11 protein-coding genes are annotated in these 11,169 nt (G+C 39.0%); 1 reads left to right on the top strand and 10 read right to left on the bottom strand.

The window, feature by feature from the left end:
* Nucleotides 1-146 precede the first annotated feature (146 nt).
* Complete coding sequence (locus tag KFO35_RS02695) at nucleotides 147-929, bottom strand: PhzF family phenazine biosynthesis protein (RefSeq protein ID WP_002292837.1); 783 nt, start codon at nucleotides 927-929, stop codon at nucleotides 147-149.
* Nucleotides 926-1,897 (bottom strand): ornithine cyclodeaminase family protein, encoded by a 972-nt coding sequence (locus tag KFO35_RS02700; RefSeq protein ID WP_002314658.1) that lies wholly within the window; start codon nucleotides 1,895-1,897, stop codon nucleotides 926-928. Before KFO35_RS02700 ends, KFO35_RS02695 begins: the two co-directional genes overlap by 4 nt.
* A gap of 91 nt (nucleotides 1,898-1,988) precedes the next feature.
* On the opposite strand from KFO35_RS02700, the gene KFO35_RS02705 reads away from it, so the two are divergent.
* Nucleotides 1,989-3,383, top strand: a complete 1,395-nt coding sequence (locus KFO35_RS02705; RefSeq protein WP_002334871.1) for an aminotransferase-like domain-containing protein — start codon at nucleotides 1,989-1,991, stop codon at nucleotides 3,381-3,383.
* A gap of 198 nt (nucleotides 3,384-3,581) precedes the next feature.
* Here the strand turns inward: KFO35_RS02705 and KFO35_RS02710 are convergent, their stop codons facing one another.
* The 8 genes from KFO35_RS02710 to KFO35_RS02745 are packed head-to-tail and all read right to left on the bottom strand — an operon-like array spanning nucleotide 3,582 to nucleotide 11,158.
* Nucleotides 3,582-4,937 (bottom strand): TrkH family potassium uptake protein, encoded by a 1,356-nt coding sequence (locus KFO35_RS02710; RefSeq protein ID WP_002334872.1) that lies wholly within the window; start codon nucleotides 4,935-4,937, stop codon nucleotides 3,582-3,584.
* Between the two features lie 29 nt (nucleotides 4,938-4,966).
* On the bottom strand, nucleotides 4,967-5,602 hold the full coding sequence (locus KFO35_RS02715) for a V-type ATP synthase subunit D (protein WP_002292841.1): 636 nt from the start codon (nucleotides 5,600-5,602) through the stop codon (nucleotides 4,967-4,969).
* A gap of 6 nt (nucleotides 5,603-5,608) precedes the next feature.
* Nucleotides 5,609-6,985, bottom strand: coding sequence for a V-type ATP synthase subunit B (locus tag KFO35_RS02720; protein ID WP_002313473.1), 1,377 nt, complete (start codon nucleotides 6,983-6,985; stop codon nucleotides 5,609-5,611).
* Complete coding sequence (locus KFO35_RS02725) at nucleotides 6,978-8,759, bottom strand: V-type ATP synthase subunit A (RefSeq protein WP_002292843.1); 1,782 nt, start codon at nucleotides 8,757-8,759, stop codon at nucleotides 6,978-6,980. The genes KFO35_RS02720 and KFO35_RS02725 overlap by 8 nt, the downstream gene beginning before the upstream one ends.
* 21 nt (nucleotides 8,760-8,780) lie before the next feature.
* On the bottom strand, nucleotides 8,781-9,092 hold the full coding sequence (locus KFO35_RS02730) for a V-type ATP synthase subunit F (protein WP_070704765.1): 312 nt from the start codon (nucleotides 9,090-9,092) through the stop codon (nucleotides 8,781-8,783).
* Nucleotides 9,082-10,068, bottom strand: a complete 987-nt coding sequence (locus KFO35_RS02735) for a V-type ATPase subunit (protein ID WP_070704768.1) — start codon at nucleotides 10,066-10,068, stop codon at nucleotides 9,082-9,084. The genes KFO35_RS02730 and KFO35_RS02735 overlap by 11 nt, the downstream gene beginning before the upstream one ends.
* A gap of 14 nt (nucleotides 10,069-10,082) precedes the next feature.
* On the bottom strand, nucleotides 10,083-10,667 hold the full coding sequence (locus KFO35_RS02740) for a V-type ATP synthase subunit E (protein ID WP_002308528.1): 585 nt from the start codon (nucleotides 10,665-10,667) through the stop codon (nucleotides 10,083-10,085).
* A gap of 20 nt (nucleotides 10,668-10,687) precedes the next feature.
* Nucleotides 10,688-11,158: a V-type ATP synthase subunit K gene (locus tag KFO35_RS02745; RefSeq protein ID WP_002292848.1), complete on the bottom strand. Its 471-nt coding sequence runs from the start codon at nucleotides 11,156-11,158 to the stop codon at nucleotides 10,688-10,690.
* Nucleotides 11,159-11,169 lie beyond the last annotated feature (11 nt).

Consider the following 11,169-nt stretch of genomic DNA (forward strand, 5'->3'; position numbering starts at 1 on the left):
TTGATTGAACAAAAAACAAACGCCAATAATTAAAATGAGACGCAAACTTTCTTTAAATTGAAAAAGTTTGCGTCTTTTTTTAACAACTATTGTAGCTATAAGGCTGCCACTCTACACTTATTTATTTTTAGTTCATTTGAAAGAAATCAAATAAACGAGGTTCCCTTAGAAAACAAAACTGCTTTTCCTCCTATTATCACACGATCTTCTTTTAATTCACACTCTAGATACCCGCCCCTTGATGACATTTGGTAAGCTGACAATTTTGTTTTACTCATTCTTTTTGCCCAATAAGGAATAAGATTAGAATGTGCTGATCCACATACTGGATCTTCATTGATTGTTAATTTTGGAAAGAAGGTTCTAGAAACAAAGTCTTCTTGTACACTTTCTGCTGTCACGATGACCCCTATTCCTAAATCAAAATTTTTGATACTTGTGAAATCTGGCTGCAATTTAGCCACCGCTTTTTCATCTTCTAATACGAAAAATAAATCACGTGCTAAGTAGGCTTCTTTAATCTTAGCCCCTATCGCTTCTTCATATTCAGACAATATTGGTACTTTTTTTGGCATAATACTAGGAAAATCCATGCAATAATAATCTTCAATTCTTGTCACAAATAGATTACCGCTTTGAGTAGAAAATTTAATCGTTTCATCAAGTATTTTGTAATAGTTAAATAAAACAAATGCTGTTGCTAATGTCGCGTGACCACAAAGATCGATTTCTCGATCTGGCGTAAACCATCTAAGCTCAAATCCTTGATTTTTCTTCACTGTAAATGCTGTTTCAGATAAATTGTTTTCAATGGCAATTTTTTGCATCGTACCTTCTGGCAGCCATTCTTCTAGAACATACACTGCTGCTGGATTTCCTTTGAACACCTCATCTGCAAATGCATCAACTACGTAATAATCTAAGTTCATTTTAAAGATCCTCTCTCTAATTTGTTATAAATATATTCTGCACAGCAAAGATCTTCAACAGCTAGACCAACTGCGTCGAAAATCGTCGGACTCGATTCTCCTTTGTAAAATGTTTTTTTCCCAGAAACTAATTCGCCTAATGTACCAACAATACAAGATTCCTCTAAATCTCCTTCTGACATGGCTATAAGTAGGTCTCCGCTTTCTGTTAAGGCAGCTGAGTAATCATCTACATAGATTTGAGAAGTTTCCATCAATGGTGTACTTATCTCTCTTGTATTAGGAGTAAACGTGCCCACAGCATTGATATGTGCGTCTTCCCTTACCCACTCTTTTTGAAGAAATGCCTCTTTACTAGGGGTCAACGTACAAATGATTTCCGCTGAGCGTACTGCATCTTCTACTGATATTGCATTTATAAACGTCATTTTAGGATACTGATTTTTAGCATTAGCGATAAAAGCATTTCGTCTTTCTTCTAAAATATCGTAAACAAACACTGTAGTGATGCGACGAATGGTAGAAATCGCAGCCAAATGCGACAATGCTTGTTGACCAGCTCCAATTAAAGCAAGTGTTTCTGCATGCTGATCTGCTAAGTAATCTGTTGCTAGCGCAGATACAGCAGCTGTTCGAATCCAAGTGACTGCATTTGCGTTTATCAATGCTCTGGGTAGTCCGTTTTGAGCATCAAACAAGAAAATCTCTCCTAAATGAGAAGGTAAATGATACTGATGATTATCCGAGAAAGCGGTAATGACTTTTGTTCCAAAATATCTATTCTCTCCCAAATAGGCAGGCATCATCGCAAACACATTTTTGTCTTTTCCGTCCGGTAAAATTTCCACCAATCGAGGATTTTGGCTGATTTTACCACTTTCATAATCAAAGAAACATTTTTTCATTACTTGGATCGCTTCTTCAAAACTAAAAGAAGCTACTACTTCCTCAAAATTAATAATTTTCATAGACAATTCCCTCCTCACAAAAGATTAACTTCTAAAATCAATACAATCAATGGTAAAATTGTATGGTATACAATTTTAAGGAGTGGAGAAAATGCCTATTAATTCTTATGACAACTACCCGTTAACTTGGCGGCCAGACAAACAAAAATTGAAGCGTCCTTATTATCGATCGTTGATTCAACAATTAGAACAAGATATTTTAAAGAATAAATTACAGAAAAACACTCAGTTACCCTCCCAAAGAGAGCTAGCTGATTATTTAGATTTAAATTTTACTACCGTTGGCAAGGCTTATAAATACGGAATTGAGAAAGGTTTGCTGTATACGAATATTGGAAGTGGCACTTTTATTTCTCCCAATGTCTTTGAATCCATTACCATCTCTACCAATGAAGTAACCGAACATATCATTGATTTTGGTCTGGTTAGTTCTTTTGAAGAATGTAATAAATTCGTTGTCCCGTTTATTCAATCAACTGGTAATAACCCAAATCTTGTTGGTTTGCTTAATTACCAAGATCCCAAAGGCACAAATTTTCAATTGACTACTGCAGCAAATTGGTTAAAAACTCAAGGAGTCATTCCGTCTTTAGAATCTCTGTCTATTGTTTCCGGTGTTCAAAATGGATTGGCTATCACACTTTCTGCACTTTTCTCTCCAGGTGATAGAATAGCAACAGACCGATATACGTACGCTAATTTCATTGAATTGGCTCAATTATATCATTTAGAGATCGTTCCAATTGATTTTGACGAGCAAGGAATGCGACCTGATATATTGATTCAGGAATGTAGAAAAAAGAAGATCCATGGTGTCTTTCTTATGCCTTCTTGCAATAATCCTATAGGGTTTCAAATCTCTCACCAAAGACGAGAGCAATTAGCCGAAGTAATTGAAAAAGAAGGTCTATGGGTTATCGAAGATGATATCCATTCTTTTTTAACAACTTATTATCAACATAAGATTATTCCTCCTTTCCAAAAATTGTTACCTAACCAAACAATCTACTTAGCTGGAATGACAAAATTTATTTGTTCTGGATTGCGAGTTGCTTATCTTGTAGCTCCAGTACATGTCCAAAGCAAGATAGAACAAGCAATTTTTAATATAAATGTGAAAACTTCTGGATTAGATGTGGAGGTCATCACTCAAATCCTCCATTCAAATGAAGCAAATAGAATCTTAGAAACTAAATTAAATCTTACGAAAAGAGCTAATCAGCTTTTTGATTCTCTTTTCAAAGTAGAAAAACCAACGAATCGTGTTCCTTATTATCGAATTCTTCCAGTTGATCCTGAGATTGATCCTAAGAGGATTGAGAATGACTTTCTGTCTAACGGCATCCGACTCTATCATTCCCGACGCTTTACTACGCGAGCACAACCGGATGCATACGTTCGTATTTCCCTATCTTCAAACAACCTTGAGATTTTAGCTTCTGGACTAAGTATCGTAAAAGAAAAAATAAAAAAATATGAATTATAATCTATTGATAAATAAAGGAATCATAGCTGATTGATTCCTTTCGATAAAAAAGAGGCACTACCCGAAGTTCAACAACGGATAGTGCCTCAAAAAGCAAATGAACATTTTGCACTTAAAGTAACCAAACAGCAAAAAAATTTGTCTTATATTTTATTTTCTTATTTTGCTAGATCACTAGATTTCTGTCAGAAGATGAAATTATCCAATCATGACACTTTCTTCTGGATATTTGTATTTTGATTGAGTTCTTTGTGCTTTTGTCATCAGAGAGAAGACCACAGTCAATACCCCAACTCGTCCAATGTACATAAGCGCTATAATAATCAATTTCCCTATTGCAGTCAAGTCTGGCGTCAATCCCATCGTAAGTCCTACTGTTCCAAATGCAGAGAAGACCTCAAAAGCAATATATTCGATGCCAGAAGTTTTAGGTATCGTTTCAGTCACTGATAAAATCATGATGGCGACTACACACAGTGTCAACGTGATAAAAAACAACGTGAGTGCTCGCAACACTGCGCCTTGACGGATTGTACGGCCAAATGCTTCCGCTCTCGTACGTCCTTTCAACATCGAACGCATCTGGATCAGCAACACACCTAACGTAGTTGTTTTCAATCCGCCGGCAGTCGACCCAGATGTTCCGCCAATGTACATCAAAAACATCGTTAAGATCAGACCGGCATGACTCATATGGAGATAATCAACTGAATAATATCCAGCCGTTCTAGGTGTTACACTCATAAAAAAAGTATTTGCCAATCGTTGAAACATATTCCCTTCCACTAATGTTGCCCCATTGTGTTCTGTGAAAAAGAACACAACGAAACCGCCTAATAAAAGGGTACCTGTAACGGTTAATGCGATTTTTGAATGAATCGTCATCTTCTTTTTCTGATGATATTCTAATAAGTCACGCCAAACGATAAAGCCTAATCCGCCAGAAATAATCAAAGCAGATACCACCATGATCAAATAAACATTTTGCTGGTGATTGGCTAAACTGTCTCCTAACAAATCAAACCCTGCATTACAAAAACTAGAGATTGCGTGGAACAAACTGTACCAGATCCCTTTCAACCAGCCAAATTCAGGCACGAATACAAAAGATAAAGCAATCGTACCAATCAATTGGATCACAAAGGCCAATTTCAGGATGTAAAGCATGAGCTTCATCACACCTGATACTTCTTCTAGATTTAGCGCTTCTTTTAATATGATACGTGTGCTGAGACTGACTTTTTTCTTTATCAATGCAAAGCATAGAATCGGAACCATCATAAAACCAAGACCGCCAATCTCAATCAAAAGCATGATCAAAAACTGACCAGCACTGTTCCAATGTTCTGCTGTATTCAATGTCGTCAATCCCGTCACGCAGACGGCAGAAGTTGCAGTGAAAAGCGCATCGATAAAATTTGTCCCATGCCCACTATTACTAAAAAATGGCAGGGTAAGTAGACCACCGCCAACTAAAATCAGGAGAAAAAATCCTAATGCGAGAAGCTGAACGGCCGGCAAGCGTTTCTTTATTTGTTTGTTTTGTTTAATCATCGTTTTCCTCTTTTAAAAAAGGATACCACTTAGTCAGTGGTACCCATATTTTTTACTTTGATCAACCTTGTTACTTCTGCGCGCTCGTTTTCTTCTAGCTTCATACGAATATAATAGATTGTTTCTTCTAATTGAGGGATCGTCATATATTCTAATGCATTGACTCGCCGACGTGTCTTTTCGATCTCACTTGCCATTAGCTGACAAGTTTTTTCGATTTCTGTCAGTTCCAAAAGTTTTGGAAGCAAGGTAGTAAACCGATCGATTGACCGATCCAGTTCGGCACTGGAATTCAAATACCCGTATTCCAAAGGGGTGTCTGTCAGCTGTTCATCATATTCAAAATTCATCACAGGTACTTTTACACTCATGATATTTTTGTCTACGATAGATAAATCAACGTTTTCCGCCGGCAAAGCAAACAATTCTTCGATGAAAGGTTCCGTGATTGAAGCATTTGCCAATACAAAATCAGACATTGCTTCTGTCATGGACTCTTCCATTTCTTGACGCAGTTGGTTGTTCTTTCGAATCAACAGAATGAATTGACGCATCAGTTCATCTTGCTTATCTTTTAATAATTTATGCCCTCTTGTGGCAGTTGTCAACTGTTTTTTCAATCGGGTCAATTCCATGCGGGTCGGATTCACATTCAATCGTGCCATCAGAACTCACTTCCCTTCTGGCAGATATTTGTCCAGCATGTCGTCTTTGATTCGTTTTAATTCGGTTCTTGGCAACATCGATAGCAGTTCCCACCCTAGATCAAGTGTTTCAGTAATCGAACGGTTCGTGTAGAATCCTTGATTGACATATTCTTTTTCAAACCGCTCAGCAAACTTCGCATAGATCTTGTCTACATCAGATAAAGCAGATTCTCCTAAAACTACGGCTAATTCTTTTGCCTGTTTTCCTTGTGCATAGGCTGCAAAAAGCTGATTCATCGTAGCCGCATGGTCTTCTCTTGTCTTTCCGGGTCCAGTTCCTTTATCTTTTAACCGCGAAAGAGACGGAAGTACATCAATTGGTGGTTGTATCCCACTCTTATAAAGCTCTCTAGTCAAGATGATCTGGCCTTCTGTAATATAACCGGTCAAGTCAGGGATCGGATGTGTCTTATCGTCTTCTGGCATTGTTAAAATCGGAATTTGAGTAACTGATCCTTTTAGTCCGCGGATCCTTCCTGCTCGTTCGAACAAAGTAGCTAAGTTCGTGTAAAGATACCCAGGATAGCCTCTTCTTCCTGGAACTTCTCGCCGTGCTGCAGAAATCTCTCGCAATGCCTCTGCATAGTTGGTCATGTCTGTCATGATAACCAATACATGCATTCCTTTTTCATAAGCAAGATATTCTGCAGCAGTCAAAGCCATACGAGGAGTAGCAATACGTTCGATTGCAGGGTCGTTTGCTAAATTCATGAACATGACAGAACGGTCGATTGCACCAGTTTGTCGAAAATCTTCCATGAAAAATTCTGCTTCTTCAAAAGTGATTCCAATAGCAGCAAAGACTACGGCGAAATCATCTGATGAATCAAGTACCGTTGCTTGTCGCGCAATCTGAGCAGCTAATTCTTTGTGAGGAAGACCAGAACCAGAAAATACTGGTAATTTTTGTCCACGAACTAATGTGTTCAAATGATCGATTGCAGAGATACCTGTTTGGATAAACTCATCTGGGTAATCCCGAGCTACTGGATTGATTACTTCTCCGTTAATATCCAAATACTTTTCAGGCAGGATTTCTGGTCCATTATCTTTTGGACGTCCCAAGCCATCGAATACTCGACCGATCATGTCTTCCGATACACCTAGTTCTAAAGGATGTCCTAAAAATCGTACAGAAGAGTCACGTAAATTGATCCCACTTGTTCCTTCAAATATTTGGACCATTGCTTTATCTTCTTGGACTTCCAATACTTGTCCACGACGAATCTCGCCATTTTGCATACGGACTTCGATTAATTCTTCATATTTGACACCAGCAACTTTTTCAACCGCCATCAATGGACCGACGACTTCACCGATCGTACGATATTCTTTAATCATTGCTCATGCCTCCTTCTGAAACGATTGTTTGCATCGTTTGTTTGATTTCACCGATAATTTGATCTAGTTTTTCTAATTCTGTTTCCGGGATATATTTGCTTCGTCCGATCCTTTCACGAATCGACACGGTACCGTCCATGATCTCACTTAAATAAGCACCTAACGACAACGCACGGCGTCCTTCTTCACCAAAGGTCAAGATCATCTTCAACATTTTGAATTGTTTCTCTCTTGAAGTGAATGTATCAACATCATCAAAAGCATTTTGCTGCAAATAATCTTCACGAATGGATTTTGCCACTTCTAATGTCAGACGGTCATTATCTGAAAGGGAATCAATCCCTACCAAACGCACGATTTCATTCAGCTGCTGTTCTTCCTGCAAAATACGCATGCCCTCAGTGACCATGGATGCCCAGTCAGCTTGAAGGATATGATCCATGTACTTCCCTACTTCTGTTGAATAAAGAGAATAACTTTGGATCCAATCGATTGAAGGAAAATGTCTTTTTTGGGCTAAAGTCGAATCAAGTCCCCAGAATACTTTTACGACCCGCAATGTATTTTGTGTGACTGGTTCCGAAATATCCCCTCCAGAAGGCGATACAGCACTGATTGCGGTTATACTTCCTTCGCGACCTTCTGATCCTAAAGCAATGACTCTTCCAGATCGTTCATAGTATTCCGCAAGACGGGAACCAAGATAAGCTGGATAACCTTCATCACCAGGCATTTCTTCCAAACGTCCGCTCATCTCACGAAGTGCTTCTGCCCATCGTGAAGTGGAGTCAGCCATGATAGCAACGTCATAACCCATGTCACGGAAATATTCCGCAATCGTGATTCCCGTATAGATAGAAGCTTCTCGAGCCGCTACCGGCATGTTAGATGTATTGGCAATCAATACCGTACGTTCCATCAATGATTCTCCTGTATTAGGGTCAATCAATTCAGGAAATTCATTTAAAACATCCGTCATCTCATTTCCACGTTCACCGCATCCCACATAAACGACCATGTCCACATCGGCCCATTTTGCGATTTGATGCTGAACGACTGTTTTTCCTGCACCAAATGGACCAGGAACAGCTGCTGCTCCCCCCTTTGTCACTGGGAAGAACGTATCGATCACTCGCTGTCCGGTGATCATCGGTGCATCAGGGTTTAATTTTTCTTTGATTGGCCGACTACGTCTGACTGGCCATTTTTGGAGCATCGTCAAGTTTTTGTCACCATTTTCAGTTTCAACGACACATACGGTTTCATCAATAGTGAACGATCCTTTTTCGATTGTTTTGATCGTACCTTTTATCCCATTTGGCACCATGATTTTGTGTTTGATAACTTTTGTTTCTTCTACGATTCCAATCACATCGCCAGCACTAACCGTTTCTCCGGCTTCTAATGTGGGTTCGAACCACCATTTTTTCTCATGATCCAATGCAGGCAATTGGACTCCCCGTCCTAAGAAATTACTTTGTGTGATTTCCATAAAGGTATCTAATGGCCGTTGGATTCCGTCAAACATTTGTGAAATGATCCCTGGTCCTAATTCAACAGATAAAGCTTCACCAGTAGAACGAACCGGTTCGCCTGGACCAATTCCTGAGGTCTCTTCATATACTTGAATAGACGCCACATCGCCACGCATCTCGATAATTTCTCCGATAACTCCTAGATCTCCCACTAAACACATGTCCTGGATACTGGCATCAGACATGTTCTCAGCCATTACAAGAGGTCCGGAGACTTTTATGATTTTTCCAATTTGCAAAATTTCTATCTCCTTTTCATACTATAAGATATTTTGACCTACTGCTTTTTCTACGTTTTTTTGAATTTCTTCCAGCCCAATCCCTAATGATCCTTGATGGTTGGGAATCAATACGATAGCAGGTATCATTTGTTCTTTGTAACGTTCGATCGTTTCTGGGCTCAGTGCTGCACATTGCTCCGTGACATAAATCACGCCATACTCATTCTTTGCCATTTCTTCAATTGCCTGACGAACGGTCTGCTTGGTTGTACCATAACGAACATCAAAGCCAAACAATTTGAATGGCAAAACAGAATCTTTGTCGCCAACTACACCGATCTTATACGTCATAGACTTGTCTCACCCGCTTTCTGATTGTTTCTGGTTCAAAATGGCTTCTTTTGCCGATAACCAGTAAACGAAGGTTTTTACTTTCTACCTCTTTTGCGTTCAAAAAGGCTAGTAGTGGCAGTGGTCCGAAAGCCTGGGTTTGTGCTTCTTGATACAATGAACTTAGATAATCATCTTTCAACTGTTCAAGCTTTACGAGATCAAGATTTCCCTCACGGATGACAGGACGCAGAAACTCAGCATAATCTGTCTCTAATAGAAAGTTCGTGTAAGCTTCCATATCTTTATCTACAAAGTTCAAAAATACTTCTTTTTCGATACTTCCCGAACTGGAAAGCACCGTCGTCATGAACCCATATGTTCTTTTCTGCAATATTCCTCGAGCCATCGTTGTGATATTGGTCAAGTCAATAAAAGCAATGACTTCTTTCAGCAATTCTTGATATCCTAGCTTATCGGCAAGCCGTCGCTGCTCTGTCAAAAACTGCCGATCATAGATCACATCGATTCCCTGAAGAATGGTAGACTCTTCAAAATAATCGCGGACTTCTCGTATACTATCCATAATACTTTCAGGGAGTTCATTTGAAACTTGCGTATGAATGGCATCCTTCAAGGTTTCTAATGAATAAAACCCATCGTCGATATACAAATGGTCCAGATTTTGATTTGTCATCTCGGCTTTTGTCAAAACCTTCAGATTATGGAAAGTATAACGCATCGTATAGATCCAAACGATTTCAGGCTCCGGTGCTGATTCCTTTAACCAGCGAAATAGACGGCTCTGCTCCTTTAAAAGATTCTGTTCAAAGTCATATTCATACCCGTCATAGATATATGGACTGTAAATCGTGGATTTCAATATCTCACCAAGTGCTTCGACAGAATTGGTTTGAATCATCCGTTCAAATGTCTCATTGGACAAAAGTTCAAGCTCTCTTCCGCGAATCAAGGGATTTAGTTCGTGGTATTCCATACACTGATCCCTCCTTATTCGAATAATTGATTGGCAATCTCAAAACTCATCGTTCCTTGGATATCTTGTACAAGGCTGCTGAAAAGAAAGTTATACTGAACTCCTTGATCGTTTATCAGAAAACCAGCTTGACCAGCAACAGATTCATCGCTTAAAACCATCGTAAAGGGAAGTTCATTGTTCCATTCATCCAGCAATGTCTGAGAAAGATAAGCTGCTGATTTTTCTCCAGCAATGAATGTTACTTTGCCTGTCAAAGGTAATGAATACAATGAATTTTTGATAAACTGGATTTGTTCAGATTCATCCCAATTCTCCATTTCAGCTATTGCATCTGCAAACAATCGTCGTAAAAATTCCTGCTTCGCGTTCAAATTTTCTTGTCGTACTTCTACTTGTTGGCGATTCCTAAGCTGACGGTATTTTTTTTCAAGTAATTCGATTTGTTTTTCTTTTTGTTTTTGATGTTCTGTTTCGATTTGCGTACGTTTTTGTTCAAAGTTTTGATCGATCTTCATTCGCTCTTCTTGCTCTAACGCCGCTCTTTCTTGCTCTGCTGCTTCATTCATCTGAGAGATGATTTTTTCAATGGCGTTCATCTGCTTTTCCTCCTTTATGCTTAGGCATTCAATACTAATAGGAAGGAAATAACGAAACCTAAAATCGCATATGTTTCAACCATCGCAGCAAAAATGATTCCTTTTGTAGCATGTTCAGGTTTTTTCGCTAAAATTTGGATACCTGCTGCTGCAACTTTCCCTTGGGCAATACCTGAAAACAAGCCTGTAAAAGCAATCGGCAGAGAAGCGCCTAAAAAGTTCAAACCTTGTACAACTGACATATCATTTCCTAAGTTGATAAAAATCAAAAAGGCGATAACGAATCCATACAACCCTTGCGTACCTGGAAGCAATTGCAGAATCAGAGCCTGTCCGAATTTTTCGGGTTGACTTGTTGTTAACGCTGCTGCTGCCTCACCTGTCATTCCAACACCTTTAGCTGAACCGATCCCTGAAAAAATCGTCGCTGTTGCCATCGCTAATACTGCAAATACCATTCCACCATTTTGACTAATTAAGTAATCCATCATTGTATAAAAAT

Source organism: Enterococcus lactis (genome assembly GCF_015751045.1).
Lineage (GTDB): Bacteria > Bacillota > Bacilli > Lactobacillales > Enterococcaceae > Enterococcus_B > Enterococcus_B lactis.

Bases quoted from the DNA above. Each gene is read 5' to 3' on its own strand.
- KFO35_RS02735 (WP_070704768.1), bottom strand. From the start codon at position 10,068: ATGGAATACCACGAACTAAATCCCTTGATTCGCGGAAGAGAGCTTGAA.
- KFO35_RS02720 (WP_002313473.1), bottom strand. From the start codon at position 6,985: ATGATTAAAGAATATCGTACGATCGGTGAAGTCGTCGGTCCATTGATG.
- KFO35_RS02715 (WP_002292841.1), bottom strand. From the start codon at position 5,602: ATGGCACGATTGAATGTGAATCCGACCCGCATGGAATTGACCCGATTG.
- KFO35_RS02700 (WP_002314658.1), bottom strand. From the start codon at position 1,897: ATGAAAATTATTAATTTTGAGGAAGTAGTAGCTTCTTTTAGTTTTGAA.
- KFO35_RS02740 (WP_002308528.1), bottom strand. From the start codon at position 10,667: ATGAACGCCATTGAAAAAATCATCTCTCAGATGAATGAAGCAGCAGAG.
- KFO35_RS02705 (WP_002334871.1), top strand. From the start codon at position 1,989: ATGCCTATTAATTCTTATGACAACTACCCGTTAACTTGGCGGCCAGAC.
- KFO35_RS02695 (WP_002292837.1), bottom strand. From the start codon at position 929: ATGAACTTAGATTATTACGTAGTTGATGCATTTGCAGATGAGGTGTTC.
- KFO35_RS02710 (WP_002334872.1), bottom strand. From the start codon at position 4,937: ATGATTAAACAAAACAAACAAATAAAGAAACGCTTGCCGGCCGTTCAG.
- KFO35_RS02745 (WP_002292848.1), bottom strand. From the start codon at position 11,158: ATGATGGATTACTTAATTAGTCAAAATGGTGGAATGGTATTTGCAGTA.
- KFO35_RS02730 (WP_070704765.1), bottom strand. From the start codon at position 9,092: ATGACGTATAAGATCGGTGTAGTTGGCGACAAAGATTCTGTTTTGCCA.